Source organism: Microbacterium sp. (assembly GCF_048259935.1).
Taxonomy (GTDB): Bacteria; Actinomycetota; Actinomycetes; order Actinomycetales; family Microbacteriaceae; genus Microbacterium.
On the sequence record NZ_JBLXHF010000004.1, the window covers coordinates 131500 to 157991 of the forward strand.

The following is a 26492-nucleotide window of genomic DNA, read 5'->3' on the forward strand; positions in this document are numbered from 1 at the left end:
GCGAGGACTGTCCCCCTCCATGATGCCCACCCTCTCCGGATCGGGGCTATCAGTCGTTCTGGAAACCCTCGGCGATCATCTCGACGAGTTCTTCGCGTTCTTCAACAGGCAGGAACGCCGCCGCAGCGGCGTTGAACTGGAACGTCTCAAGATCATCCAGATCGTAGCCGAATGCATCGACGAGGAGCGCGAGCTCACGGGTGAGCGAGGTACGACTCATCGTGCGGTTGTCGACGTTGACCGTGACGTTGAACCCGAGCTGGTAAAGCAGATCGAAGGGGTGATCGGCGAGTTCTGTCCCCCAGGCCTCGATCGCACCGGTATGAACGTTGGAAGACGGCGACAGCTCGAGCGGGATCTCGCGATCACGCACCCAGCGCGCGAGATCGCCGAACTTGACCTGCACCTCTTCGCCATCGCGGTTCATGACTTCGAGGTCCGAGACGAGGCGCACCCCGTGCCCGAGACGCAGAGCACGCCCGTCGAGCAGCGCACTGCGGATGGATGCGAGGCCTGCGGCTTCACCGGCATGCACGGTGACCGGCATGAAGTTCGCCGCCAGCAGCTCGAAAGCCTCACGATGATCGGATGCGGGGAATCCGTCTTCGGGACCTGCGATGTCGAACCCGACGACGCCCTCTTCGCGGTGGTCGAGCGCGAGCTCGGCGATCTCGAGTGCGCGGTTGTTCTGGCGCATCGCGCTGAGGATCTGACCGACCCGGATGCTGCGACCGCTCTGGTCCACAGCATCCTCACCCTCTTCGATCCCCTGCTGCACTGCCTCGACGGCGTCATCCAGCGACAGCCCTCCCGCCAGGTGCTGCTCCGGCGCCCAACGCACCTCGCCGTAGATGACACCATCTGCTGCGAGGTCTTCGACGAACTCACGTGCGACACGGGTGAGCGCCTCGGCAGACTGCATCACGGCGACCGTGAGATCGAAGGTCTTGAGATAGTTCACCAGTGACCCGGAATCGGCCTGCGCGCCGAACCAGTCGCCCAGCGCACCAGCGGAGGCGGCCGGAAGCTCGAGTCCGATCTGCGTGGCGAGCTCGAAGACCGTTTCAGGCCGCACCGCACCGTCGAGATGGTCGTGCAGCGAGATCTTCGGCAGGGAGCGCAACGAGACGCCCCCGATCTTGACGTCGCCGTCGGATGTGATCGACATGGATGTTTGTCCTCTCAGAAACCCGACGTGCGCTCGTCGACGATTCAGCTTACGCGGTGATCCGCTCGCGGACGAGGGGTCCGATCTCCGGCGCGCTCTCTCCGATGGCCCACGCGCCATCGACGGCGTCGAGCGCACGCGCGAACCGCGCGTCATCCTGCGCCGACAGCGTGAACAGCGGCTGTCCTGCAGAAACACGGTCACCGGGTTTGGCGTGCAGGTCGATCCCTGCGGCATGCACGACCTGGTCCTCGGCGCGCGCGCGTCCTGCACCCAGTCGCCATGCGGCCACGCCGAACGGCAGAGCGTCCATCCGGGTCACTACGCCGTCTGCTGGAGCCGTCACGACGTGGGTCTCACGAGCCACGGGGAGCGGAGCATCCGGGTCGCCGTCCTGGGCGCGGATCATCGCGTTCCAGGTGTCCATGGCCCGCCCGTCATCCAGCGCTGCCTCGACATCGGCATCCGGGTGGCCGGCGAGCGCGAGCATCTCGCGCGCCAGCGCGATCGTGAGCTCACGTACATCGGCAGGGCCTGCGCCTGCGAGCACTTCGACGGACTCGCGCACCTCGTTCGCGTTTCCGATCGCCAGGCCGAGCGGCACGTTCATGTCGGTCAGAAGGGCCGTGGTGGCCACTCCCGAATCCGTACCGAGCGCGACCATCGTCTGGGCGAGCTCGCGAGCGCGGTCGATGTCCTGCATGAAGGCGCCGGAGCCGAACTTCACGTCCAGCACGAGGGCGTCAGTCCCCTCTGCGATCTTCTTGGACATGATGCTCGAGGCGATGAGCGGAATCGCCTCGACGGTGCCGGTGACATCGCGCAGGGCGTAGAGCTTCTTGTCGGCAGGGGCGAGGCCGGAGCCGGCGGCACAGATCACTGCGCCGACATCGCTCTGCATCTGCGCGAACATCTCTTCATTGCTGAGAGCCGCCCGCCACCCTGGAATGGACTCGAGCTTGTCCAGAGTGCCGCCCGTGTGACCGAGACCCCGGCCGGACAGCTGCGGAACCGCAACGCCGAAGGATGCCACCAGCGGTGCCAGCGGAAGCGTGATCTTGTCGCCGACGCCACCTGTGGAGTGCTTGTCCACGGTCTTCTTGCCGAGGTCTGCGAAGCTCATCCGCTCCCCCGATGCGATCATCGCGTCGGTGAGAACGCGGATCTCGTCGCGCTCCATCCCGCGCTGGAAGATGGCCATCGCGAACGATGCCATCTGCGCGTCGGAAACATAGCCGCGCGTGTAGGCATCGATCATCCAGCGCAGTTCGGGTTCGGGAACAGCGCCACCGCCGCGCTTCGCGCGGATGACGTCGATCGCGTCATACGGTTCGACGGCCGGACGGCCTTCGCTCGGTCCCTGAGCTTGTCGAAGGGTCATCGGACATCCTCCAGGTCGCGCGGCCCGAATGCATCGGGCAGCACCTCATCGATCGTGCGGATGCCGGAGACCGTCTCCAGCAGCATCTCCGGCATGGAGTGCTCGTACAGCAGCTGTCGGCAGCGGCCGCATGGCATGATCGTCTGCCCGTCATTGTTGACGCAGACGAAGGCGACGAGCTTGCCGCCTCCAGACATGTGCAGGTCGCCCACCAGGGCGCACTCGGCGCACAGGGTCACGCCGTAGGAGGCGTTCTCGACGTTGCATCCGGCCACGATGCGCCCGTCGGCGACGAGAGCGGCGGCTCCCACCTTGTACCGTGAATACGGCGCGTACGCCTTCTGCATAGCCTCTGCGGCGACGTGGCGGAGCTCGTCCCAGTCGATGTCAGTCATAGCTCTTTTCTAACTCTTGATGTATGGCTCGCCGGATGCTGCCGGCGGACGCGAACGCCCGACAAGGCCCGCCACGGCGAAGATCGTCACGACGTACGGCAGCATCAGCATGAACTGGCTCGGCACCGGGGACCCGATCACCGAGAGCACCCCCTGCAGGTTCGTCGCGAACCCGAACAGGAGCGCTGCGAGGGTCGCTCGCACCGGATCCCACTTTCCGAAGATCACCGCGGCAAGAGCGATATATCCGGCACCCGCGGTCATCTCGCGGCCGAACTGCGGATTGGTGACCAGCGTGTAGAACGCCCCGCCCATGCCCGCGATCGCGCCGGCGAGCATCATGTTCCAGTAGCGGGTCGGTGCGACCTTGATGCCTACGGTGTCCGCGGCCTGCGGGTGCTCGCCGACCGCGCGCAGGCGCAGGCCCCAGCGGGTGCGGTACAGGCCGTACCAGACCAGGAATACCGTGACGTACATCAGGTACACGATGATCGTCTGGCGGAACAGCACCGGACCCAGCACAGGGATCTCACTCAGCAGCGGGATCGGAAGCACGGGAAACAGGGGCGGCGAGTTCAACTGCTCGGGGTTCGCGCCCAGCACCTGGCGGTAGAGGAATGTCGTCAGCCCCGCCACCAGGACGTTGAGCACGACGCCGACGATGACCTGGTTGACGTAGTAGGTGATGGCGAACACGGCGAGCACGAGCGAGACCAGCACGCCGGCGACCATCGCCGCGATGAGGCCCGCCCAGGCGCTCTGCGTCGCAGATCCCACGACGGCGGCCATGAACGCGCCGGCGAGGAGCTGCGCCTCGATGGCGATGTTGACCACGCCGACGCGCTCACCGATCACACCGCCCAGTGCACCGAAGATCAAGGGCGTCGCCAGCGCGAGCGCACCGCCGAGCAGACCGATCATCGGCAGCGTGCCGCCGGCCGAGGCCCACGCGAGGAATCCGATGAGGAGCACCGCGACGTAGACGACGGTCAGCCACAGCGGCAGCCTGCGCGCAGCACCCGTCCAGACGATCGCCAGCGCAGTCGTCGCGGCGAGCAGGACGACGGCGACCCATGCCGTGGCGTTGGCCGGCAGGACGAGCTCAGGCAGCTGGATCGCGGCATCCGCCGAGCGGACCAGGCGGAACGTGCTGTTCCCCTCGCGCGGCACGAGCAGCGGAAGCAGTGCGAACAGCACAGTGAACAGACCGAAGATGATCGGCGTCTTCCATGAGGTGACCGTGACGTGACGCTTTTCGTCACTGACCACCGATTCAGCCATGACGGTCATGCCGACACCTCCTCAGCGATCTGCGCCGCATTCTTCTTCGGCTTCTTGGGTTTGTTCGGCTTTTTTCTGGCACCGGGCTGCGGCAGACCGAAGATCGCCCGCACGAGAGGGGGCGCGGCGATGAACAGCACGATCAGAGACTGCACGACCAGAACGATCTCGATCGGAACGTTCTCGGAGGCCTGCATCGCGAAGCCACCGGCCTTGAACGCGCCGAACAGGATGCCTGCCGCGAGAATGCCGAGCGGTGTGGAGCGACCGAGCAGCGCGACGGTGATCGCATCGAATCCGATTCCCGCGTCGATGTCACCGCCGAAACCGCTCGTGACCGTTCCAAGCACCTGGCTGACGCCGGCGATGCCCACAAGGCCACCGGCGATGACCATGACCAGGAAGTACATCCGACCGACGCTGATGCCTGCGACACGAGCCGCGGTGGGGTTCTCTCCCACGGCGCGGAATCGGAAGCCGAGGCTGGAGCGCTCCAGCAGCCACCAGGTGAAAGCGACGGCGATCAGGGCGAGGATGAAGCCGGCGTGCAGGTTGTACCTGGGACCGAGGATGCCGGGAAGGATCGCCGACTCGGCCATCGCGGCCGTCTTCGGGTTGTTGGACCCCGGCGCCTGCAGGATTCCCTGCGTGGCGAGCATCCAGGCCAGCAGGTAGAGGGCGATGTGGTTGAGCATGATCGTCACGATCACCTCGTGGGCGCCAGTGCGGGCCTTCAGGATGCCGGCGATGCCGGCCCAGATCGCACCCGCGATGATTCCGGCGATGATGGCGACGAGCATGTGCAGCGGCCACGGAAGGTTCATGCTCGTGGCCACCCAGCCGGCGGCGGCTGCGGCCATGAGCATCTGTCCCTGACCACCGATGTTGAACAGGCCTGCGCGGAAGGCGAGTCCGACGCCGAGGCCAGCCGCGATCAGCGGCGTCGCGAACTTGAGGGTCTCGGTCAGCGGCTTGATGCCGGCGGCGAAACCGTCGACGCGGAAGTTGTAGAACGCTCCCTGGAAGAGCGCCACGTATGCGCCGGAGATCGAATTCCAGATCGCAAGCAGCATGTCCTGCGGGCGGCTGAAGAAGTACCCGGCTGTGCGCTGCACGTCAGGATCGGTGAACGCGATCATGATCGAGCCCGCGATCAGCGCCAGGATGACAGAGAGCACCGAGATGAGCCCGTTGCCCATCGCGATCCGGCGGAACGCTCCGTGCCAGCGCGAGGGCTCGAGTTCTGCTGCGGGGTCGGTGCCGAAATTCGCCGGAGGTGGCGAGACCGAATTCAGTTCTGTGTTGCTCATGCGCTGGTCTCCTCGGTGGTCTCGACCATGCCGGCCATCATCAGACCGAGCTTCTCGCGCGACGTATCGCCGGGAACGATGCCGACGACCTTTCCGCGGTACATCACCATGATCCGATCAGCGAGGGCTGCGGCCTCATCGAGCTCAGTCGAGATCACGACGACGGGGATGCCGGAGTCGCGCGTCTCGATGACGCGCTTGTGGATGAATTCGATGGAGCCGACATCGACTCCTCGTGTCGGCTGGGCGGCCACGAACAGCGACAGATCACGGCTCAGCTCACGGGCGAGCACGACCTTCTGCTGGTTTCCGCCCGAGAGGCGACCAGCGGGCTGCGCCGGCCCCTGAGTGCGGATGTCGAACTCCGCGATCTTCTCTTTGGCGAACTCGTCGAGCACCTGCAGCTGCAGGGTTCCTGCCTTGACGAACGGGGCGCCGACCGAGCGGTCGAGCATGAGGTTCTCTGCGATCGAGAACTCCTTCACGATGCCATCGGTGCTGCGGTCCTCTGGAACGAAGCCGACGCCGTCGTCGAGGATGTCGCGCACCGATCGGCCGAGCAGCTGTTCGCCGTTGAGACGCACGCTGCCTTTGACGCGGGGCTGAAGGCCGACGATGGCCTCGGTGAGCTCAGTCTGACCGTTGCCCTGGACGCCGGCGATGACGAGCACCTCGCCCCCGCGAACGGAGAAGGACACGTCGTCGACCAGAACCGTTCCGAGTTCGTCGGTGACAGTGAGGTCAGACACGACGAGAGACTCGTCGCCGAGCTTCGGAGCGTCCTTGTGCACAGTGAGCTCCACCGCGCGACCGACCATCAGAGAGGCGAGCTCTTCGTTGCTCGCGGTCGGCGACGCTTCACCGACGACCTGACCGAGGCGGATGACGGTGATCCGGTCGGCCACCTCGCGCACCTCGCGAAGTTTGTGGGTGATGAAGACGATGGAGGTGCCGGACTGCTGCAGCTGACGCATGGTCGCCATCAGCTCGTCGGTCTCCTGCGGGGTGAGCACTGCCGTCGGCTCGTCGAACACGAGAACCTTCGCGTCGCGGGAGAGCGCCTTGATGATCTCCACCCGTTGCTGAACGCCGACCGGAAGATCCTCGACGATGGCATCCGGGTCGACCTGGAAGCCGAACCGATCCGAGATCTCACGCACCATCGCGCGAGCGGCGGCGAGGTCCAGTCGTCCTCCGAAGCCCGTCTTCTCGTGTCCGAGCATGACGTTCTCGGCGACGGTGAACACCGGGATCAGCATGAAGTGCTGATGCACCATGCCGATGCCCGCGGCCATGGCGTCGCCAGGACCTGCGAAGTGCTGTTCGACGTCGTCGAGCAGAATCGAGCCCTCATCGGCCTGGTACAGGCCGTAGAGCACGTTCATCAGCGTCGATTTTCCGGCGCCGTTCTCACCGAGGAGACAGTGGATCTCTCCTGGTTCGATCGTGAGGTCGATGTGGTCGTTCGCCGTCAGCGCGCCGAACCTCTTCGTAATGCCGCGCAGTTCAAGCTTCATGTGTCAGATCCTAACCAGGGAAGGTGCTTCAGCCCAGGTTCCTGTGGGAGCCCGGCATAGGCGAGGGGAGGTCGGCGAGTGGCCGGCCTCCCCTCGGGGGTCACACCTCGATCACTCGAGGTAAGAGGTGACGGTGACGTCGCCCGCGATGATCTGCTTCTGCAGGTCCTGCACAGCGGTCCACAGAGCCGGGTCGACCTTGTCCTCGAAGTTGTGGAGCTCGGCGATGCCGACGCCCTTGTTCTCGAGCGTGCCGATGTAGGCCTCTGCGTCGAACTCACCGTTCGCACTGCTCATGGTGGCCTCGTACACAGACAGCTTCATGTCCTTGAGGATCGAGGTGAGCACGAAGTCAGCCGTGCTCGGGTCGGTCACGAACAGGTCGGCGTCCGCACCGATCAGCGCGATGTCACGACCGGACTCCTTGATGACCTGCAGTGCCGACTGGTAGATCGGGCCACCGACCGGCAGGAGCACGTCCACACCCTGGTCGACGATGTTCTGCGCGACCGACTTGGCCTCGGGACCGGCTTCGAAGCCACCGGTGAACGAGGTCATTCCCACGACCTCGACCGCGGCGCCGTTCTCTTCGTTGAAGTAGTCGACGCCCTGCTTGAAGCCGTCCATGAAGATCGTGACGGTCGGGAACTCCATGCCGCCGAACGTGCCGACCTTGCCGGTCTCGGAGTATCCGGCAGAGAGGTAACCCGCAAGGAACGCGGCCTGAGCGGTGTCGTAGAGCAGCGGCTTGACGTTCTCGGCATCCTTCTCGCCGTCGAAGTCGTTGTCTGCTGCGTCGTCGACGAGGATGAAGTCGATGTCGGGGTTCGCGGTGGCAACTTCGACGGTCGCAGCCGAAAGCGCGAAGCCGACCGACACGACAGCGTTGCAGCCCTGCGAGACGAGGCTCTCCAGGTTCGGCGCGAAGTCGGTCTCGCTGTTGGACTCGACGTTCTTGTACTCGACGCCGAGCTCGTCAGCGGCCTGAACGAGGCCCTCGAAAGAGAGCTGGTTGAACGACTTGTCGTCGAATCCGCCCGCATCCGACACGATGCAGGGCAGGAAGTCGATCGTCTCGCCGCCCGCGTCTCCGCCGCCGTTCTCCTCGGGTGCTGCTCCGCAGCCCGCGAGTGCGACGGCAACGCCGGTCGCCACGAGCGCGGCCAGAGCGCGCTTCTTGGTGGAAATGGTCACGTAAGCCTCCACGACTACTGGCCTGCGCCGATCGCAAGGCCCCGTCCGGCTAAGTTACCCAGTGTTACCGCATTCGCCATGGTCGGCACGGTTAATGGTTATGAACTCGCAATAGACCAACCGCGGGTACTACAAGACATCTCCACGACCGGTGAGTTTGAGCGACTCCACCACACCCTTCACGCGCTGCGCGTGCGCCGCGGTAGTGACCAGAAGAGCGTCCGGAGTGTCGACGACCACGATGTCCTGCACACCGATCAGGCTGATCACTCTGGATGTCTGGCTGACGATGATTCCGGTGGCGGCATCCGAGAGCACGCGCGCGTTCGGCCCGAGCACCGCGAGGTCGTTCTTGCGACCGGCGGAGATGAGCTTGGTGAGCGATGCGAAGTCTCCCACGTCGTCCCAGTCGAAGTGTCCGGGGATGACGGCAAGGCGACCCTTCTCCGCAGCGGGTTCTGCCACCGCATAGTCGATGGCGATCTTCTTGATGCGGGGCCAGACGCGATCGACGACAGGGCCCCGGCGTTCGCGGTCGTCCCAGGCTTCGGCGAGTTCGAGGAGTCCGGCGTGCAGCTCAGGCTCGTTCTCGGCGAGTTCATCCAGCAGCACGCTCGCCTTGGCGATAAACATGCCTGCGTTCCAGAGGAAGGAGCGATCCGCGTAGTACTGCTTCGCCGTCTCGAGGTCGGGCTTCTCGACGAAGCGCACGACGGTGGCAGCCTCCGGCGCCTTGTCGACGATGAGCTCGTCGCCCTTCTGGATGTAGCCGAAGCCGACAGAGGGCTCAGAAGGCTGGATGCCGATGGTGCAGATATAGCCGTCACGCGCGACCGCGACGGCCTGCTCCACGGCGAACTCGAAAGTGCGCGTGCCGCGAATGACATGGTCCGCGGCGAAGGATCCGATGATGACATCGGGATTACGACGATGCAGGATCGCCGCGGCGAGGCCGATCGCTGCCGCGGAGTCGCGGGGCTCGGACTCGAGGAAGACATTCATATCGGGGATGCCGGGAAGCTCTGCCTCGACGGCCGCACGGTGTGCACGGCCGGTGACGACCGCGATGCGATCGGGGCCGACCATCGGCTCCAAGCGGTCCCAAGTGTCGCGCAGCAGAGAATTGCCGGAACCGGTGAGATCGTGGAGGAACTTCGGCGCGTCCGCCCTGGAGAGCGGCCAGAGCCGGCTGCCGATACCACCGGCGGGAATCACTGCGTAGAAGTCGTCGAACGGCGCGGTCATACCGCTCAGCGTAGTGGGCGGAAGAAGTCTCGATATCGAGACACTTAGGCCACCCTTCGTCGCTCCCAGCTTTTAAACAGGAATAGGATGGAACCCGATCGGGCATGTCCTGAGGTCGGTTCTGACCCAGCTCATGCTGCCGACCTCGCATCGATAGGGAGGACGACCGTGTCCGCAGGCACTCGCTTGACACCGTCGATTTCGGAAACCACGTCCAAAGCCCCCCGCGGCACGCTGTACCGCGGTCGCGAGGGCATGTGGTCGTGGGTGCTTCACCGCATCACCGGAGTCGCCATTTTCTTCTTCCTGCTGGTCCATGTACTGGACACGGCGCTGATCCGGGTCTCCCCCGAGGCGTACAACGCCGTGATCGGCACATATAAGAATCCGATCATGGCGCTCGGTGAAGTCGTGCTGGTCGCGGCCATCGTCTTCCACGCGATCAACGGTCTCCGCATCATCCTGGTCGACTTCTGGTCGAAGGGCGCACGTTTCCAGCGACAGCTGTTCTGGGGTGTGATCGCCGTGTGGGTGATCCTGATGGCCGGGTTCGTCCCCCGACACCTCGCACTCGCATTCGCCGGATTCGGAGGGGGGCACTGATGTCCGCTCAGACTGTCGCCGCACCCGCACGTCGTCGCCGCGGGATCAACCTCGAGAAGTGGGGCTGGGTGTTCATGCGAGCGTCCGGTGTCGTGCTGATCGTCCTCATCTTCGGACACCTGTTCGTCAACCTCATGGTCGGCGAGGGAATCCACGCGCTCGACTTCGCGTTCATCGCCGGCAAGTTCGCCACGCCGTTCTGGCAGTGGTGGGACGTGCTGATGCTGTGGCTGGCTTTCATCCACGGCGGCAACGGCATGCGCACGATCATCAATGACTACGTCACTCACGAGAAGGTCCGCAAGACCCTCGTCTGGGCTGTCGCACTTGCAGCGGGACTGCTGATCGTGCTCGGCACCCTCGTCGTGTTCACATTCGACCCTTGCCTTGGCGTCACTGAATCGAGCTCCCTGTGGGAGTCGTGCCAGGCGCTGGGAAAGTAGAAGAGAAGGCATAAAGCGTGACTACTGAGAATCAGGATTCCGTCGTTCGCGACGGTGTGCACTACCACCAGTTCGACGTCGTCATCGTCGGCGCCGGCGGCGCAGGCATGCGTGCCGCCATCGAGGCGGGGCCCGGCGCGAAGACAGCCGTGATCTCCAAGCTCTACCCGACGCGCTCGCACACCGGTGCGGCCCAGGGCGGCATGGCTGCCGCGCTCGCGAACGTTGAAGAAGACAGCTGGGAGTGGCACACCTTCGACACGGTCAAGGGCGGCGACTACCTCGTCGACCAGGATGCCGCGGAGATCCTCGCCAAAGAGGCGATCGATGCGGTCATCGACCTCGAGAACATGGGTCTGCCGTTCAACCGCACCCCTGAGGGCAAGATCGACCAGCGCCGCTTCGGCGGCCACACCGCCAACCACGGCAAGACTCCCGTGCGTCGCGCATGCTATGCAGCCGACCGCACCGGCCACATGATCCTGCAGACGCTGTTCCAGAACTGCGTCAAGCTCGGCATCAACTTCTTCAACGAGTTCTATGTCCTCGACCTGATCACGGTCAAGGACGACGCGGGCAACACGCAGGTCGCTGGCGTCGTGTCCTATGACCTCGCCACCGGTGAGCTGCACGTGTTCCAGGCCAAGGCCGTGATCTTCGCCACGGGCGGTTTCGGCAAGATCTTCAAGACCACCTCCAACGCGCACACCCTCACCGGTGACGGCGTCGGCATCATCTGGCGCAAGAACCTTCCGCTGGAGGACATGGAGTTCTTCCAGTTCCATCCGACCGGACTCGCTGGCCTCGGCATCCTCCTCACTGAGGGCGCGCGAGGTGAGGGCGCGATTCTGCGCAACGAATCGGGTGAGCGTTTCATGGAGCGCTACGCTCCCACCATCAAGGACCTCGCACCGCGCGACATCGTCGCCCGCTCCATGGTGCAGGAGGTCCTCGACGGCCGCGGCGCCGGCCCCCACAAGGACTACGTCTACCTCGACTGCACGCACCTCGGTGCCGAGGTCCTCGAGACGAAGCTCCCCGACATCACCGAGTTCGCGCGCACCTACCTCGGCGTGGACCCGGTCACAGAGCCGGTGCCGGTCATGCCGACCGCGCACTACGCCATGGGCGGCATCCCCACCAACAACGACGCAGAGGTCCTCTCTGACAACGACACCGTCGTTCCCGGTCTCTACGCCGCTGGTGAGTGCGCCTGCGTGTCGGTGCACGGCTCGAACCGCCTCGGCACCAACTCACTGCTCGACATCAACGTGTTCGGCAAGCGCGCAGGCCGCAACGCCGTGGCGTACTCGAAGACCGCAGAGTTCGTTCCGCTGCCGGAGAACCCCGCAGCTTTCGTCTCCGGCATGATCGAGCAGCTTCGCAGCAGCAACGGCACCGAGCGGGTCGCTGTCCTGCGCAAGAAGCTGCAGGACGAGATGGACCGCGGCGCCCAGGTCTTCCGCACGCACGAGTCGCTCGAGCACGTCCTCGGCGTGATCGCCGAACTGCGTGAGCGGTACAAGAACGTCTACGTCGACGACAAGGGCCACCGGTTCAACACCGATCTGCTCGAGGCCGTCGAACTCGGATTCCTGCTCGACATCGCAGAGGTCGTGGTCTACGCGGCTCAGAACCGCGAGGAGAGCCGCGGCGGCCACATGCGCGATGACTTCCCCAAGCGCGACGACGAGAACTACATGAAGCACACGATGGCGTACCTCACGGGTGACCCGCACTCGTCGACGCCCTCTGACCACATCAAACTCGACTGGAAGCCGGTTGTCATCACCAACTACCAGCCGATGGAGAGGAAGTACTGATCATGTCGAACGCTGTCGCAGAGGCTCCTGCTGCCGCCGAACCGGCCATCCAGTCCTTCCTGGTCACGTTCATCGTGCGCCGGTTCGATCCTGAGAAAGATGCCGAGCCGCACTGGGTGGACTACGACGTCGAGCTGTACGCGACCGACCGCGTGCTCGACGCGCTGCACAAGATCAAGTGGGAGGTCGACGGCTCGCTGTCGTTCCGCCGCTCCTGCGCACACGGCATCTGCGGCTCGGACGCCATGCGCATCAACGGACGCAACCGGCTCGCCTGCAAGACACTGATCAAAGACCTCGACATCTCGAAGCCGATCTACGTCGAGGCGATCAAGGGTCTGCCGCTGGAGAAGGACCTCATCGTCGACATGGAGCCGTTCTTCGCGTCTTACCGCGAGGTGCAGCCCTTCCTGGTCGCGAACTCCACCCCTGAGAAGGGCAAGGAGCGCGTGCAGTCCATCGCCGACCGTGCGATCTTCGACGACACCACCAAGTGCATCCTGTGCGCCGCGTGCACGTCGTCGTGCCCCGTCTTCTGGACCGACGGCCAGTACTTCGGCCCGGCAGCGATCGTCAATGCGCACCGCTTCATCTTCGACTCGCGTGATGACAATGCCGAAGTTCGTCTCGACATCCTCAACGACAAAGAGGGCGTATGGCGCTGCCGTACCACCTTCAACTGCACCGAGGCATGCCCGCGCGGCATCGAGGTCACCAAGGCGATCGCAGAGGTCAAGCAGGCGATCCTGCGCGGCCGCGCCTGAGACTGCTTCCGCCCCGCAAGGGGCGGCTCGCGGAGAGGGCTGAGGCCATGTCAGAGGATCACGCCCCGTTGCGTGAGCGTCTCGAGCAGCGATTCGAGCAGCCCCTCGAGCGCGCGAACAGACTGAAGGATCGCACGCTCGCAACCTTTCCGGTGCGCGTCTGGCGAGCCTTCCTGCGCGGGAACGGCTTCCTGCTCTCGGCGGGGATGAGCTACTACGTTCTCTTCTCGCTCTTCGCTGTCCTGTACGTGAGCTTCGCCGGTGTCGGTCTCTGGCTCGGCGCGAGCTCGCGCGCCATAGATATCCTCATCCAACTGGTCAACAGCTACCTGCCCGGCATCATCGGCGATCCTGGCCTGCTCAGCAGAAAAGACGTCGAGACGATCGCGCAGAGCAGTACCAGCCTGCTGACCATCACGGGTGCTGTCGCGGTGGGCTTCGCCGCCTGGACCGCGATCTCCGCGATCACCTTCACCCGCCGCGCCATCCGTGACATCTTCGGGCTGCCTTTCGACACTCGCTCCTACTGGCTCCTCAAGGCCCGCGATCTTCTCGCCGGTGTGCTGTTCGGATTGGCTCTGCTCAGCGGCGCAGCCCTCAGCATCCTGAGCTCCTGGGCGCTGGATTCGCTGGTGGATCTGCTGGGCTGGGACAAGAGCTCCTGGCTGCTCTCCGGCAGCGGCCGGGTTCTGTGGGTGGTCAGCGCGTTCCTCATCGACGCGGGTGCGCTCGCAGGTCTCATGCGTTTCCTCGTCGGAGCCGACCTGCGCTGGCGATTCATCTGGCCGGCATCGCTCCTCGGCGCCGCCGCCATGGTGGTCCTTCAGCTCGGGGCCGGCGTGCTCCTCACCCGGGTGCCCAGCAACCCGCTGCTGGCATCGTTCGCCGTCATCATCGCGCTGCTGCTGTGGTGCCGCCTGCTGGCGAGCATTGTTCTCGTCGCCGCGTCCTGGATCGCGGTGACCGCGGCCGATCACGATCACCCGCTCGAGATCGAAGACGAGGCAGCGGCACGCCTCGCCGAGCGGGAGGCACTCGTGCTCGCGGCCCGGGTGCGTCTGCGACGCGCTCGCGATGCCTACGCGGACGCATCGTGGTATCGCCGCTACGCTCTCGCGCGTGCGGTCAGGCGCGCGCAGGACACCCTCAACGCCGCCATCGAAGAGAGTGAGAGCGGAGATGTCCCCGGCCCTCGTTAGGCTGGATGCATGCCTCATCTGCGTATCGCCTCGGTCAATGTCAATGGAATCCGGGCGGCCGTCCGCAACGGCATGAATCGGTGGCTCGACGAGGCAGAGGTCGACATTCTGACCCTGCAAGAGGTCCGTGGCCAAGACGAGCATCTCGAGGCTGCGCTGCCCGGCTGGTCGATCGTTCACGACGAGGCGACCGCCAAGGGAAGAGCGGGTGTGGCCATCGCCAGCCGCACCCCTGCGCTCGCACACCGCACGAACTTCGGCGCCGAAGACTTCGATTCGAAGGGCCGGTGGATCGAGGGAGACTTCCTTCTCGGCGGCCTGCCGCTGACGGTCGTGAGCGCGTACGTGCACTCCGGCGAAGCCGACACCCCGAAGCAGGATGAGAAGTGGAAGTTCCTCGATGCGTTCGGTGTTCGGCTCGCTGAGCTCGCTCAGGGCGACGCACTCGCGCTCGTCACAGGAGACCTCAACGTCGGACATCGCGAACTCGACATCAAGAACTGGCGTGGCAACCGTAAGAAGGCGGGATTCCTCCCCCGCGAACGCGCCTACTTCGACCGTTACCTCGGTGAGACAGGTGCAGAGATCACCGGCGTCGATGGCACCGTCGGCACCGGCCTCGGCTGGGTTGATGTCGGGCGTCGCGTCCACGGCGAGGTCGAGGGCCCGTACACCTGGTGGTCCGCACGCGGGCAGGCCTTCGATAACGACACCGGGTGGCGCATCGACTACCATCTGGCCACTCCTGCACTGGTGGAACGTGCGCAGCGATATCACGTGGCGCGTGCGGCATCGTATGCCGAGCGCTGGAGCGACCACGCGCCGGTCGTCGTCGATTACACCTACTGAGCGCCTCAGGCGGAGCCGCCCGTCGCATCGCCATAGAATCGATGTGTGAACAAGCCTCGTCTCTACTCAGGAATGCAGCCCTCCGCCGACTCCCTCCAGGCCGGCAACTACATCGGGGCTCTGCTGCAGTGGCGAGACATGCAGAATTCCTACGACGCGTTCTTCTCCGTCGTCGACCTGCACGCGATCACCGTTGCGCAAGACCCTAAGGAACTGCGCGAGAAGACCCGCCGCACAGCTGCGCAGTACATCGCCGCAGGCATCGAGCCGTCAAAGTCCACGCTCTATGTGCAGTCGCACGTGCGCGCGCATGCGGAGCTTGCCTGGGTGCTCGGCACCATCACCGGGTTCGGCGAGGCCGGCCGCATGACCCAGTTCAAGGACAAGTCCGCGCGCTTCGGACAGGACTCCACCTCGGTGGGTCTGTTCACCTATCCCGTGCTGATGGCGGCCGACATCCTGCTGTACCAGAGCGAGCTCGTCCCGGTGGGCGACGACCAGAAGCAGCACGTCGAACTCACACGCGACCTCGCTGAGCGCTTCAACAAGCGCTTCGGGAACACCTTCACGATCCCGAAGCCTGTGATCCAGAAGGACACCGCGCGCATCTACGACCTGCAGAACCCGACGTCGAAGATGTCGAAGTCCGCCGAGTCCGACGCGGGCGTGCTGTGGCTCCTGGACGAGCCGTCCAAATCAGCGAAGAAGATCATGCGTGCAGTCACGGATGCCGATGGCACGGTGCGCTACGACCGCGAGAACAAGCCCGGCGTGTCGAACCTGCTCACGATCTACGCCGCCCTGAGCGGCCGCCAGGTGGGTGCTATCGAAGACGAGTATGCCGGTCGCGGCTACGGCGATTTCAAGAGGGATCTCGCCGAGATCGTCACTTCCGAGTTCGGACCGGTGCGTGAGCGCGTACTCGAGCTTCTCGATGACCCCGCCGAGCTCGACCGCATCCTCGCGGCGAACGCAGAGCGGGCAGAGGCTGTCGCCGATGCGACCCTCGCCGACGTGTACGACAGGATCGGGCTGCTCCGCCGCCTCTGACAGCTGGTTGTGTCACGCCCTCTAGGATGGGGGCGTGACACAACCGCAGCTTCCGCCGCCGTCTTATCCGAATCCGAGGTATCAGACCCCTCCTGGGGCCTATTCCGCACCCGTCGGCGGTTACGGCGCACCCGCTGGCGCCTATCAGGCTCCGCAACCGGCAGCACCGAGGTCTGCTCTGCTGGGCGTGATCGCTTTCGTCGCCGCTCTCGTGGCAGCAGCGGTGATGCCGATCCTCGCCGGTATCGCGGGTTACCAGATCGGAGTCGCTCTTCCGACGGTCACCAGCGACATCAACACGGCGACGTCAGATCTGGCGTTCCTCTCCCCGGTCCGCGACCAGGTGCTGATGGGAGAGATCGGGTTCTGGGTCGGTACTCTCGCCGGTCTTGCCGCGATCGTGTTGGGCATCATCGCGATCGTGAAGCGCCAGGGACGCGTCTGGGGAATCATCGCGCTGATTCTCGGCGTGATCGGACCGGTGATCTTCTTCACTGTGCTCAGCGTCATGCTGGCCAGTGGTGCGAGCGCCGGATTCGTCTCGCAGCACTCCTGAGCGAGAGAGCGGGTGTCATTACCCGTTCAGCGCGGGGCGTGATGCTTCTGCTGCGCGGCGAGCAGCCCTTCTGCGACGAGCAGCTCGACGGCGTCCGCAGCATCCGAGACGAGCACGGGCAGCGTTTCTCGTTCGGTCTTGCTGAACGGTGACAGCACCCAGTCGGCCGGATCCTGCCGACCAGGCGGACGCCCGATCCCGACGCGGACTCGGGGGAAATCCGGGGTGCTGATCGCACGGGCGATGTCGCGGACGCCGTTGTGCCCACCGTGTCCTCCACCGCTTTTGAGCTTGAGGGTGTCGAAAGGGATGTCCAGTTCGTCATGGATGACGACCGTGTGCTCCGCAGACACCGAGTAGAACCTTGCGAGGGCCGCGACAGGGGCGCCGGAGACGTTCATGAATGAGTTCGGCTTTGCGAGCACGATCTTGTCTGCTCCAGGCCGCAGCCACGTCTCGACGACGCGCGCGCCGCCCTTGTGCTCGCGGAAGCTCTCGCCACGACGCGCAGCGAGTTCGTCGACGACCATCTGACCGACGTTGTGGCGGGTCGACTCATAGCGGGGTCCTGGATTTCCCAGTCCCACGATCAACCACGTCTGGGCCATTCGTCTCTCATCTCTCGCGGCACGACACAATACTCTGACACGAAACTGTTCTCGGGTACGAAAGAGGGGACGCGATGTGCTCGCGTCCCCTCTGCCGTTCTGAAGAACTTACTCTGCAGCGGCCTCTTCGGCGGGAGCTGCGGCCTCAGCGGCGTCAGCGTCCGCAGAGGACTCGACCTCTGCTGCCGGCACCGAGACGGCGAGGAGCAGCAGCTCCGGGTCGTCCAGGAGAGCTGCGCCCTTGGGCAGCTTGACGTCGGCTGCGGTGATGTGGGTGCCCTCGACGAGACCCTCGACCGAAACCTCGATGTGCTGAGGGATGTGCGTTGCCTCGACCTCGAGACGGATCGTGTTGACCTCGTTCGTCACGATCGTGCCCGAGAAGGACTCGCCGACGGTGAAGATCGGAACCTCGACGTGAACCTTCTCGCCCTTCTTCACGACGAGGAGGTCGATGTGCTCGATGATCTGGCGCACCGGGTCACGCTGAACGTCCTTGACGAGCGCGAGGTGGTCCTTGCCATCGACATCGAGCTCGAGCAGCGCGTTGGCGCGGCGGATGATGAGCGAGACCTGGTGGCCGGGAAGCGCAACGTGCACCGGGTCGGTGCCGTGGCCGTAGATGACGGCGGGGATCTTGCCGGCTGCGCGCAGACGACGGGCGAAGCCCTTGCCGAACTGTTCGCGTACCTCGGCGTGGACCTTGGTGTCCTGAGACATTGGTTCTCCTTCGGGGCACACGGCGAATTGCTCGCCGCGTGGTGGTCTGATGGTCGGCTTCCCGGACGCAGACGTGCGAAATAGCCACGAGGCTGGATTCGCCGCGTCGATTACGGATGCCGCGCACGCGAAGCATCCCTCGCCGAGGAACTCCTCTATGGTACCCGATCACGCGGTAGGCTGAAAACAGTCCTCCACTTACGCAGACAACACCCAGAAATCGGAGTCCGACATGATCGACGGCGCATTCCTCTCACACGTGATCCTGTGGCTCATCGGCGCGATGGCGCTCGGCGCCACCGTCTGCACCGTCGGCGCTCTGTTCGCGATGGGACGCACCAGCTACCGCAAGGACTGACATCTCGGGCCGCATCACTGACGTCTGTCGTCACGAATGCGACACCTCCTCGCCACAGCGATAATCTGAAGTCGTCCCCCCTTCACGATCGAGGAGCAATCTGTGCCCGAAGCATCTGCGAATATCGGAGTCGTTGGACTCGCCGTCATGGGTTCGAATCTGGCCCGCAACCTCGCCTCACGTGAGGGAAACACGGTCGCGGTGCTCAACCGCAGCCGCTCGAAGACGGATGAGCTGCTCGCCGCGCACCCCGAAGCCGGTTTCGTTCCCGCGTTCTCGTACCAGGAGTTCGCTGACTCCCTGGCGAAGCCGCGCACCGCGATCATCATGGTCAAGGCCGGCGGCCCGACCGATGCAGTGATCGATTCGCTCACCGCGGTGTTCGAGCCCGGCGACATCATCGTCGACGGAGGCAACGCCTACTTCCCCGACACCATCCGCCGCGAGAAGGCCGTCCGTGAGACGGGCATCAACTTCGTGGGCGCAGGAATCTCCGGCGGCGAAGAGGGCGCTCTCCTCGGCCCGAGCATTATGCCCGGCGGTTCGGATGAGTCCTGGGTCACGCTCGGGCCGATCCTGAAGTCGATCGCCGCGGTCGCCGAGGGCGAGCCCTGCGTCACGCACATCGGCCACGACGGTGCCGGACACTTCGTGAAGATGGTCCACAACGGCATCGAGTACGCCGACATGCAGCTCATCGCCGAGGCGTACGATCTCATCCGCCGCGGCACCGGCAAGACGCCTGCCGAGATCGCCGACATCTTCGCCGAGTGGAACGCCGGCGAACTCGAGTCGTACCTGATCGAGATCACCGCTGAGGTCCTCCGCCAGGTGGATGCGGAGACCGGCAAGCCTCTCGTAGATGTCATCCTCGACCAGGCCGGTGCCAAGGGCACCGGCGCATGGACCGTGCAGACCGCGCTCTCTCTCGGCGTTCCTGTCTCGGGAATCGCCGAGGCGACGTTCGCCCGCTCGCTCTCGTCCCACCCCGAGCAGCGCGCGGTCGCTGCGGGACTCCCCGGTCCTGCAGAAGAGTTCCAGGTCGATGACGTCGACGCATTCATCGAAGATGTCCGGCTCGCGCTGTACGCCTCGAAGATCGTCGCGTACTCGCAGGGGTTCGACGAGATCCGCGCCGGTGCTACCGAGTACGACTGGAACATCGACCTCGGAGCGGTATCGAAGATCTGGCGCGGCGGCTGCATCATCCGCGCGCAGTTCCTCAACCGCATCGCTGACGCGTACGACGAGGCACCCGAGCTGCCCGCACTGCTGACCGCGCCCTACTTCGCTGAGGCGATCACTCGCGCCGGAGCATCCTGGCGTCGCGTCGTCATCGCTGCGGCGACCGCCGGCATCCCCGCCCCCGCATTCAGCTCGTCGCTGTCGTACTACGACGGCCTCCGCGCTGACCGCCTGCCGGCAGCCCTCGTACAGGGGCAGCGCGACTTCTTCGGTGCGCACACCTACAAGCGCATCGACAAGGAAGGCACCTTCCACACGCTCTGGTCGGGCGACCGCACCGAAATCGAAGCAGAAGACACGCACTGATCACACAGTCAACATGAGGGCTGGGAATCGCGAGATTCCCAGCCCTCCTTCTCGTTCGAGGCTTGCGCATTCCCAGTAGGCGCACAGCATTCTCCATAGAAACTCCATAGGAGATTCCACAGAATGGGTGCATGACCGCTGATCAGCCCGAACTGCACCGCCCGGATGGCTCCCCTCTTCGCATCCTCGCCGTGGATGACGAGCAGATGCTCACTGACCTGCTGGCGATGGCTCTGCGCATGGAGGGCTGGGAGGTGCGCACGGCATCTTCCGGGCTCGAGGCCCTGCAGGTGGCGCGCGAGTTCGAGCCGGATGCTCTGGTGCTCGACATCATGATGCCGGACCTCGATGGCATGAGCGTGCTGCGCCGTCTTCGCGAGTCCGGAAACCTCGTTCCGGTGCTGTTCCTGACAGCGAAAGACGCCGTCGGTGACCGGATCGCCGGCCTCACCGCCGGTGGCGACGACTACGTCACCAAGCCGTTCAGCCTGGAAGAGGTCATCGCCCGGCTGCGCGCGGTCATCCGTCGCACAGGTCTTGCCTCATCTGACGAGGGCCAGTCGATTCTGCGAGTGGGCGATCTCACACTGAATGAGGACAGTCACGAAGTCGAGCGCGACGGCACCGAGATCGAGCTGACCGCGACGGAGTTCGAACTGCTGCGCTACCTCATGCGCAATGAACGTCGAGTCCTCTCGAAGGCTCAGATCCTCGATCGGGTGTGGAGCTATGACTTCGGCGGAAAGTCGTCAGTCGTCGAGCTCTACATCTCCTACCTCCGCAAGAAGATCGATGCCGGCCGCACTCCCCTGCTGCACACGGTGCGCGGTGTCGGTTACATGATCAAGGCGCCGCAGTGACCGAAGCCGGTCCGTCTCGGCCCTGGACCCTTCAGGCGCGGCTGATGACCGCGGTGATCGGTTTCGTGTCGCTGATCCTCATCATCGTCGCCGTGATCACAAGCGCGACGCTCGGCACAGCCCTTGAGGGGCAGCTGGCCGAGCAGGTCAAGTCGCTATCCATCCGGGCGACGAGCCTCGTCACACAGGCCTCTATCCCCGCGGCAGTCCGCAACGTGCCGCTGACTGCTCAGGCCGCGATGGAGAACGTCGCACCTCCTGCCACCGGCATGCTGCTGGCCATCGCCACCGAAGACGGCGCGAGCGGCATTCAAGTGAACGGCTCCGGTGAAGTGCGCGACCTCACAGAGTCGCAGCTCGTCGCCATCGATGCGGCTCTCCGCGGGCACCCCGACGGCGTCATCGCTCTGGATGGACCCGGCAGCGGCACGTACCAGTTGACCGTCACTCAGACATCGGTGACGCAGTTCTCCGACAAGATCTCCGTCGTCACCGGCCTGCCTCGAGATGCCATCCAGAGCACCCTGGCGCAGCTTCTGACGGTGATCACCCTCGCCACCTTCGGCGGGCTGATCCTGCTCGCGCTGACGACGGCGGTCACGATCAGATTCAGCCTCCGGCCATTGCGCGCGGTGGCGGGAACTGCCACGCGCGTGGCCAACCAGCCTCTCGACCGCGGTGAGGTCGAGATCACCGAACGGGTTCCCGACGCCGAAGCCGATCCCCGCACCGAAACGGGCCTCGTGGGCGCATCGCTCAACAAACTGCTCGACCACGTGAACGACTCACTCGCCGCGCGCCAGCGCAACGAGGAGCGGATGCGCAAGTTCGTCGCAGACGCCAGCCACGAACTCCGCACTCCCCTGGCATCCATCCGCGGCTATTCGGAGCTGTCGCTTCGCTCTCTCCACCAGGCTCAGGCATCGGATGCCGAGATGGATGCGAGCGGCACGGAAACCGCCCTCGAGCGCATTCAGGCGCAGTCTCTGCGCATGACGCGGCTCGTGGAGGACCTGCTGCTGCTCGCCCGTCTCGACGAGGGGCAGGAACTCGTCTACAGCACCATCGATCTCACCCAGCTCGCCCTGGAGAGCATCTCCGACGCGCGACCCACCGCCCCCGAACACGTCTGGAGCATCGACGTCCCCGAAGAGCCTGTGGTGATGTCAGGCGATGCGGGGCGCGTGCACCAGGTGGTCACGAACCTCCTGGCGAATGCCAGGACGCACACTCCGGTGGGCACGCAGATCACCCTGAGCGTGACGCAGGAGGGCGACGAGGCGGTCATCCGCGTGCACGATGACGGGCCCGGGATCGATCCGGGGGTCCGTGACGAGCTGTTCGCCCGCTTCGCCCGTGGCGACAGCTCTCGCGCCCGGCAGACCGGCGGGACGGGTCTCGGACTCGCGATCGCCAAGGCCATCGTCGAGGGCCATCAGGGCACGATCTCGGTGGAGTCTCAGCCGGGAGATACGACGTTCATGGTCCGGTTCCCCGCGCGCGCAGCATCCGGCGTCTGAGTCGGCACAGCCGCCCCACGCCCTTCAGTAGCCCGCGAAGGCGTCTGTCGTCACTGAATGCGTTTTCTGCAGCGCGGGCGCGAGATCGGCGAGCAGCCGCGGCGGGCCCGAGATGAAGGCGTGCCGTGCGGCGATGTCAGAAACCGCACGCTCGAGTCCCGTTGCGTCAAGGCGGGTGCCCTGCGCCCACGTCCAGTGCGCGGGAAGATCGGCCGGCTCATCGCGAGTGAAGACGATCGTCGGCACGCCGGTCGCTTCCAACTCGGCCCGAAATGCCAGCTCGACGGCCTCCGACGCTACGTACACGAGGACGATGTCACGGGAGACGCCATCAGCCTGGAGCTGGCGCAACTGCGAGACGAACGGTGTGACGCCGATGCCGGCCGCCACCATGAGGACGGGCGCGTCGCCCTTCGGGAGCAGGAAGTCGCCCCAGGTGCCGGTGACGGCGAGGACGGTGCCCGGCTCTGCCAGGGCCAGCGCGCGCTTATAAGACGAGGGATGCTTCTGATCGCCGTTCTTGTACGCGATGCGAAGCACCGGAAGATCTGCCGGAGCAGACACGATGCTGAACTCGCGCCGGGTGCCACGAGCATCAGGGCGGTGATGTGGGACGTCGAGCTCGAGATACTGACCGGGCAGGAATCGCAACACACCTCGGACCCTGAAGGTGAGCTCCTGGGCGGTCGGAGTGATGAACTCGCGCCTCTCGAGGATCAGTCGCACGGACCCGCGCAGGGCGAAGGTGAGCGCGAGCAGGTTGCCGATCAGCATCGCCCGTTCCTGCCCAAGGGTGAACAGGTCGCCGATGATGATCGGCCAGCCCGCGAGGACTCCCACGACACCAGCGACCCAGAACTGCTGCCAGCGGCGCGGTGGGCTCGTCAGGGGCTCGGCGACCATGAAGATCCCGAGGAAGAGGAAGGGCGACTGCAGCACCGCGGTGAACAGCGCTGCAGACAGCTCGAATTCGCCGCCGAGCTGCGGGGCCTGGACGGCCTGGCGCACCACCGAGGTTCCCACGGCGATGAGCAGGAACACCAGCACGGCGCGCACCTTCTCGACGCGCCACAGGATCGTGAGGCCGACGAGCGCCACCGGTCCCGTCATCACGGGCGTTCCTACCCACCAGGATGCCGAAGTGCCGAGCCATTCGAAGGCTCCGAGCGCGCCGACGATCGACACCACCGCCGCGCCGAATGCCGCGGGGTTGAAGATGTGGCGTCCACGCCATGCGATGAGGTACTTCGAGAGGCTTGCGAGCGCACCCGCCAGTGCAAGACCGAACAGCGCCGGCCCGTTCGCACCGGGCTGCATCACGAACAGCAGCACCAGCGCGGTGACCAGCGACGACTCCACGCGCCACGGCATGTGCAGCAGTCGCTGCGCCGCGGCATCCACAGCCGAGATCACCGCCGCGAGAACGACGTACGAGGCGACCAGCTCGATCGGAGCAGGCGAGACCAGATCGAACAGCGACAGCACCAGCGCGATCAGAGCCAGAAGCCCGAGACCGTACAGCGCCAGCCGATACATCGACACGGCGCCGAGAACGGCGAGCACCCGCTGACGCAGGGAGGCGAATGAGATCACAACATCAAAGGACTACGCGTCGCCACCGAACATGCTGGTCACCGAGCCGTCTTCGAACACCTCGTGGATGGCGCGGGCGAGCAGCGGAGCGATCGGCAGAATCGTGAGACCATCCCACTGACGCGATGCGGTCAGCGGGATCGTGTCGGTGATGACGACCTCATCGATCGCGTCGTCCTGAAGCCGCTGGCTCGCCGGATCGCTGAAGATGGCGTGCGTCGCTGCGACGATGACGCGGCGTGCACCGCTGGCCTTCAGCGCCTGCGCTGCCTTGACGATCGTTCCGCCGGTGTCGATCATGTCATCGACGAGCAGACACGTGCGGTCCTTGACGGTTCCGACGATCTCGTGCACAGAGACCTGGTTCGCGACCTTCGGGTCGCGACGCTTGTGAATGATCGCCAGCGGTGCGTCGAGGCTGTCCGACCAGGTGTCGGCGACGCGCACACGGCCCATGTCGGGCGAGACGATGGTGAGCGTCTCGTGGTCTTCTTCCGTCAGGTTCTCGCGGAAGTGCTCGAGCAGCACGGGCTTTGCGAACAGGTGATCAACCGGACCATCGAAGAAGCCCTGGATCTGCGCGGCGTGCAGATCCACGCTCATGATGCGGTCAGCGCCCGCGGTCTTGAGCAGGTCCGCGACCAGGCGTGCGCTGATCGGCTCGCGGCCACGACCCTTCTTGTCCTGACGCGAGTATGGGAAATAGGGGGCGACGACGGTGATGCGCTTCGCCGAGGCGCGCTTGGCCGCGTCGATCATGATGAGCGTCTCCATGAGCCACTCATTGACCGGCTCGCCGAAGGTCTGCACGATGAACAGGTCTGTTCCGCGGATCGAGACCTCGTAGCGAGCGTAGATCTCCCCCGAGGCGAAGGTGCGGTGTTCGACGGGCGCCGCCTGCGTTCCGAGCGCCTTCGCGACAGCCGCAGTCAGCTCAGGGTGCGAGCGACCTCCGGCGACGACGAGGCGCTTCTTCGTCTTGGCGATGATGCCGGGGGCAACGCCGTTGTCCCGATCCAGTGCAACGGTCTTCTTCTTGTGCCCCATGACCTGCCTTACTCTGCAGTTTTGTTGACTGACGCTTCGCTGGCCCGAGCCGCGGCAGCTGCCGCGCCGGTACCCGCCCGATTCTTCTCGACCCACCCCTCGACATTTCGCTGAGGGGCGACACTCAAGGCCAGAGCACCCGCGGGAACATCCTTGCGGACGACCGCTCCCGCTCCAGTCTTCGCACCAGCACCAATCCTAACCGGCGCCACGAAGACGTTGTGCGACCCGGTGTGCACCTCGTCGCCGATTTCGGTGCGGTGCTTGGCGATGTCGTCGTAGTTCGCGGTGATCGCGCCTGCGCCGAGGTTGACTCGCGCACCGATCGTCGTGTCGCCGATGTACGACAGGTGCGGAACCTTGCTGCCCTCGCCGATCTGCGAATTCTTCGTCTCGACGAAGGTGCCGATCTTGCCGTTGGCTCCCAGCGTCGTGCCGGGGCGGATGTACGCGAAGGGCCCGACGGTGGCGCCCGCACCGATCACGGCGAGTGTCGCGTCAGAACGGCGGATGACGGCATCCTCACCGACCTCGCAATCCAGCAGCGAGGTATCCGGACCGATCACGGCGCCCGACTCGACGACCGTCGCGCCGGCGATGTAGGTGTTCGGCAGGAGCGTCACGTCGGGTGCGAGCTTCGCATCATCATCGATCCAGGTCGTTGCCGGGTCGACGATCGTGACGCCTTCGCGCTGCCAGCGACGAACGATGCGGTCGTTGAGCACGCGGCCGGCCGCCGCCAGCTGCACACGGTCGTTGATGCCGAATGTCGCGGGAGCGTCGGCGGCGATCTCTGCGGCAACGGTCTCGTCCGCACCGCGGAGCAGACCGATGACGTCGGTGAGATAGAGCTCACCCTGGGCGTTGTTCTGGTCGATCCGCGTCAAGAAGTGACGCAGTGCGGTGGCCCGGAACACGTAGACGCCGGAGTTGATCTCGGTGACCGCTGCTTCTTCTGCGCTGGCATCCTTCTGCTCGACGATGCGTGCGACCGCTCCGCTGCCGTCGCGGATGATGCGACCGTACCCGGTCGGGTCATCGAGAAGCGCGCTGAGGATGGTGGCGGATGCCGCAGCACCACGGTGCGCATCGATGAGCGCCCGCAGGGTGTCGGCCTCGAGAAGTGGGACATCGCCGGAAAGCACGAGAACGTCGCCCTCGAACTCGTCGGGAAGCGCGTCGAGCGCGACCTGCACAGCACGCCCTGTGCCGGGCACCTCGTCTTGATCGACGATCACGGCATCGGGGTAGCTCTGAGTGAGCATCTCGACGACGCGGTCGCGCTCGTGACGGACCACGACCTCGATGTGCTCCGCGCCGAGGTGAGCCGCCGTGGTCAGCACGTGGCCGACGAGCGGGCGCCCGGCTATCGGGTGCAGGACCTTGGGCAGTCGGGACTTCATGCGCGTGCCCTGGCCTGCCGCAAGGACGACAATAGCGAGTCTGTTCTCGGTCAT

General features: G+C 65.2%; 25 protein-coding genes. 12 read left to right on the forward strand and 13 right to left on the reverse strand.

Annotation, left to right across the window (positions count from 1 at the left end):
* Positions 1-49: 49 nt before the first annotated feature.
* The 8 genes from ACN0RC_RS08520 to ACN0RC_RS08555 form a co-directional block, all read right to left on the reverse strand.
* Positions 50-1168: an adenosine deaminase gene (locus tag ACN0RC_RS08520; protein WP_417510740.1), complete on the reverse strand. Its 1119-nt coding sequence runs from the start codon at positions 1166-1168 to the stop codon at positions 50-52.
* Between the two features lie 49 nt (positions 1169-1217).
* Entirely contained in the window at positions 1218-2549 is a 1332-nt protein-coding gene (locus ACN0RC_RS08525) for a thymidine phosphorylase (RefSeq protein ID WP_417510742.1), read from the reverse strand.
* Positions 2546-2944: a cytidine deaminase gene (locus ACN0RC_RS08530; RefSeq protein WP_417510743.1), complete on the reverse strand. Its 399-nt coding sequence runs from the start codon at positions 2942-2944 to the stop codon at positions 2546-2548. The genes ACN0RC_RS08525 and ACN0RC_RS08530 overlap by 4 nt, the downstream gene beginning before the upstream one ends.
* 9 nt (positions 2945-2953) lie before the next feature.
* The gene (locus tag ACN0RC_RS08535) at positions 2954-4234 is read right to left on the reverse strand and encodes an ABC transporter permease (protein ID WP_417510745.1); all 1281 of its coding nucleotides are present in this window, start codon (positions 4232-4234) and stop codon (positions 2954-2956) included.
* On the reverse strand, positions 4231-5535 hold the full coding sequence (locus ACN0RC_RS08540) for an ABC transporter permease (protein WP_417510747.1): 1305 nt from the start codon (positions 5533-5535) through the stop codon (positions 4231-4233). Before ACN0RC_RS08540 ends, ACN0RC_RS08535 begins: the two co-directional genes overlap by 4 nt.
* The gene (locus ACN0RC_RS08545) at positions 5532-7052 is read right to left on the reverse strand and encodes an ABC transporter ATP-binding protein (protein WP_417510749.1); all 1521 of its coding nucleotides are present in this window, start codon (positions 7050-7052) and stop codon (positions 5532-5534) included. The genes ACN0RC_RS08540 and ACN0RC_RS08545 overlap by 4 nt, the downstream gene beginning before the upstream one ends.
* Before the next feature lie 111 nt (positions 7053-7163).
* Positions 7164-8246, reverse strand: coding sequence for a BMP family lipoprotein (locus tag ACN0RC_RS08550; protein ID WP_417510751.1), 1083 nt, complete (start codon positions 8244-8246; stop codon positions 7164-7166).
* A gap of 129 nt (positions 8247-8375) precedes the next feature.
* Entirely contained in the window at positions 8376-9491 is a 1116-nt protein-coding gene (locus tag ACN0RC_RS08555) for a mannose-1-phosphate guanylyltransferase (RefSeq protein ID WP_417510753.1), read from the reverse strand.
* Positions 9492-9659: 168 nt separating this feature from the next.
* On the opposite strand from ACN0RC_RS08555, the gene sdhC reads away from it, so the two are divergent.
* From sdhC to ACN0RC_RS08595, 8 genes are read left to right on the forward strand one after another with little or no spacing between them, the layout of a single operon-like run.
* Positions 9660-10094: a succinate dehydrogenase, cytochrome b556 subunit gene (gene sdhC, locus ACN0RC_RS08560; RefSeq protein ID WP_417510755.1), complete on the forward strand. Its 435-nt coding sequence runs from the start codon at positions 9660-9662 to the stop codon at positions 10092-10094.
* Entirely contained in the window at positions 10094-10537 is a 444-nt protein-coding gene (locus ACN0RC_RS08565; protein ID WP_417510757.1) for a succinate dehydrogenase hydrophobic membrane anchor subunit, read from the forward strand. The genes sdhC and ACN0RC_RS08565 overlap by 1 nt, the downstream gene beginning before the upstream one ends.
* 17 nt (positions 10538-10554) lie before the next feature.
* Positions 10555-12360: a succinate dehydrogenase flavoprotein subunit gene (sdhA, locus tag ACN0RC_RS08570; RefSeq protein WP_417510759.1), complete on the forward strand. Its 1806-nt coding sequence runs from the start codon at positions 10555-10557 to the stop codon at positions 12358-12360.
* A 2-nt stretch (positions 12361-12362) separates the two neighbouring features.
* Positions 12363-13124, forward strand: a complete 762-nt coding sequence (locus tag ACN0RC_RS08575) for a succinate dehydrogenase iron-sulfur subunit (protein ID WP_417510761.1) — start codon at positions 12363-12365, stop codon at positions 13122-13124.
* A gap of 47 nt (positions 13125-13171) precedes the next feature.
* Positions 13172-14323, forward strand: coding sequence for a YihY/virulence factor BrkB family protein (locus ACN0RC_RS08580; RefSeq protein WP_417510763.1), 1152 nt, complete (start codon positions 13172-13174; stop codon positions 14321-14323).
* A gap of 9 nt (positions 14324-14332) precedes the next feature.
* Positions 14333-15172, forward strand: a complete 840-nt coding sequence (locus ACN0RC_RS08585; RefSeq protein WP_417510765.1) for an exodeoxyribonuclease III — start codon at positions 14333-14335, stop codon at positions 15170-15172.
* Positions 15173-15217: 45 nt separating this feature from the next.
* On the forward strand, positions 15218-16222 hold the full coding sequence (gene trpS, locus ACN0RC_RS08590; RefSeq protein ID WP_417510767.1) for a tryptophan--tRNA ligase: 1005 nt from the start codon (positions 15218-15220) through the stop codon (positions 16220-16222).
* A 34-nt stretch (positions 16223-16256) separates the two neighbouring features.
* The gene (locus ACN0RC_RS08595) at positions 16257-16778 is read left to right on the forward strand and encodes a hypothetical protein (RefSeq protein WP_417510769.1); all 522 of its coding nucleotides are present in this window, start codon (positions 16257-16259) and stop codon (positions 16776-16778) included.
* Between the two features lie 26 nt (positions 16779-16804).
* On the opposite strand, the gene pth is transcribed toward ACN0RC_RS08595, so the two are convergent.
* Positions 16805-17386: an aminoacyl-tRNA hydrolase gene (pth, locus tag ACN0RC_RS08600; RefSeq protein WP_417510770.1), complete on the reverse strand. Its 582-nt coding sequence runs from the start codon at positions 17384-17386 to the stop codon at positions 16805-16807.
* 108 nt (positions 17387-17494) lie between these two features.
* Entirely contained in the window at positions 17495-18106 is a 612-nt protein-coding gene (locus ACN0RC_RS08605) for a 50S ribosomal protein L25/general stress protein Ctc (protein ID WP_417510772.1), read from the reverse strand.
* Positions 18107-18338: 232 nt separating this feature from the next.
* Between ACN0RC_RS08605 and ACN0RC_RS08610 the strand changes: the two genes are divergently transcribed.
* From ACN0RC_RS08610 to ACN0RC_RS08625, 4 genes are all read left to right on the forward strand, one after another.
* Positions 18339-18464 (forward strand): hypothetical protein, encoded by a 126-nt coding sequence (locus ACN0RC_RS08610; protein ID WP_417510774.1) that lies wholly within the window; start codon positions 18339-18341, stop codon positions 18462-18464.
* Positions 18465-18566: 102 nt separating this feature from the next.
* Entirely contained in the window at positions 18567-20015 is a 1449-nt protein-coding gene (gndA, locus tag ACN0RC_RS08615) for an NADP-dependent phosphogluconate dehydrogenase (RefSeq protein WP_417510776.1), read from the forward strand.
* Positions 20016-20146: 131 nt separating this feature from the next.
* On the forward strand, positions 20147-20875 hold the full coding sequence (locus ACN0RC_RS08620) for a response regulator transcription factor (protein ID WP_417510778.1): 729 nt from the start codon (positions 20147-20149) through the stop codon (positions 20873-20875).
* Positions 20876-20919: 44 nt separating this feature from the next.
* Positions 20920-22395 (forward strand): sensor histidine kinase, encoded by a 1476-nt coding sequence (locus ACN0RC_RS08625; protein WP_417511132.1) that lies wholly within the window; start codon positions 20920-20922, stop codon positions 22393-22395.
* 24 nt (positions 22396-22419) lie between these two features.
* Here the strand turns inward: ACN0RC_RS08625 and ACN0RC_RS08630 are convergent, their stop codons facing one another.
* From ACN0RC_RS08630 to glmU, 3 genes are all read right to left on the reverse strand, one after another.
* On the reverse strand, positions 22420-23931 hold the full coding sequence (locus ACN0RC_RS08630) for an FAD-dependent oxidoreductase (protein ID WP_417511134.1): 1512 nt from the start codon (positions 23929-23931) through the stop codon (positions 22420-22422).
* 69 nt (positions 23932-24000) lie between these two features.
* Positions 24001-25035 carry a ribose-phosphate diphosphokinase gene (locus ACN0RC_RS08635; RefSeq protein ID WP_417510780.1) on the reverse strand — a complete coding sequence of 345 codons (1035 nt, stop codon included), beginning with the start codon at positions 25033-25035 and terminating at the stop codon, positions 24001-24003.
* An 8-nt stretch (positions 25036-25043) separates the two neighbouring features.
* Positions 25044-26492 (reverse strand): bifunctional UDP-N-acetylglucosamine diphosphorylase/glucosamine-1-phosphate N-acetyltransferase GlmU, encoded by a 1449-nt coding sequence (gene glmU / locus ACN0RC_RS08640; protein ID WP_417510782.1) that lies wholly within the window; start codon positions 26490-26492, stop codon positions 25044-25046.

Bases quoted from the DNA above. Each gene is read 5' to 3' on its own strand.
- ACN0RC_RS08545 (WP_417510749.1), bottom strand. From the start codon at position 7,052: ATGAAGCTTGAACTGCGCGGCATTACGAAGAGGTTCGGCGCGCTGACG.
- ACN0RC_RS08585 (WP_417510765.1), top strand. From the start codon at position 14,333: ATGCCTCATCTGCGTATCGCCTCGGTCAATGTCAATGGAATCCGGGCG.
- ACN0RC_RS08535 (WP_417510745.1), bottom strand. From the start codon at position 4,234: ATGACCGTCATGGCTGAATCGGTGGTCAGTGACGAAAAGCGTCACGTC.
- ACN0RC_RS08625 (WP_417511132.1), top strand. From the start codon at position 20,920: ATGACCGCGGTGATCGGTTTCGTGTCGCTGATCCTCATCATCGTCGCC.
- ACN0RC_RS08605 (WP_417510772.1), bottom strand. From the start codon at position 18,106: ATGTCTCAGGACACCAAGGTCCACGCCGAGGTACGCGAACAGTTCGGC.
- ACN0RC_RS08630 (WP_417511134.1), bottom strand. From the start codon at position 23,931: ATGTATCGGCTGGCGCTGTACGGTCTCGGGCTTCTGGCTCTGATCGCG.
- ACN0RC_RS08575 (WP_417510761.1), top strand. From the start codon at position 12,363: ATGTCGAACGCTGTCGCAGAGGCTCCTGCTGCCGCCGAACCGGCCATC.
- ACN0RC_RS08525 (WP_417510742.1), bottom strand. From the start codon at position 2,549: ATGACCCTTCGACAAGCTCAGGGACCGAGCGAAGGCCGTCCGGCCGTC.
- ACN0RC_RS08610 (WP_417510774.1), top strand. From the start codon at position 18,339: ATGATCGACGGCGCATTCCTCTCACACGTGATCCTGTGGCTCATCGGC.
- glmU (WP_417510782.1), bottom strand. From the start codon at position 26,492: ATGACCGAGAACAGACTCGCTATTGTCGTCCTTGCGGCAGGCCAGGGC.
- ACN0RC_RS08520 (WP_417510740.1), bottom strand. From the start codon at position 1,168: ATGTCGATCACATCCGACGGCGACGTCAAGATCGGGGGCGTCTCGTTG.
- pth (WP_417510770.1), bottom strand. From the start codon at position 17,386: ATGGCCCAGACGTGGTTGATCGTGGGACTGGGAAATCCAGGACCCCGC.
- ACN0RC_RS08580 (WP_417510763.1), top strand. From the start codon at position 13,172: ATGTCAGAGGATCACGCCCCGTTGCGTGAGCGTCTCGAGCAGCGATTC.
- ACN0RC_RS08565 (WP_417510757.1), top strand. From the start codon at position 10,094: ATGTCCGCTCAGACTGTCGCCGCACCCGCACGTCGTCGCCGCGGGATC.
- ACN0RC_RS08555 (WP_417510753.1), bottom strand. From the start codon at position 9,491: ATGACCGCGCCGTTCGACGACTTCTACGCAGTGATTCCCGCCGGTGGT.
- ACN0RC_RS08620 (WP_417510778.1), top strand. From the start codon at position 20,147: ATGACCGCTGATCAGCCCGAACTGCACCGCCCGGATGGCTCCCCTCTT.
- ACN0RC_RS08540 (WP_417510747.1), bottom strand. From the start codon at position 5,535: ATGAGCAACACAGAACTGAATTCGGTCTCGCCACCTCCGGCGAATTTC.
- ACN0RC_RS08635 (WP_417510780.1), bottom strand. From the start codon at position 25,035: ATGGGGCACAAGAAGAAGACCGTTGCACTGGATCGGGACAACGGCGTT.
- ACN0RC_RS08530 (WP_417510743.1), bottom strand. From the start codon at position 2,944: ATGACTGACATCGACTGGGACGAGCTCCGCCACGTCGCCGCAGAGGCT.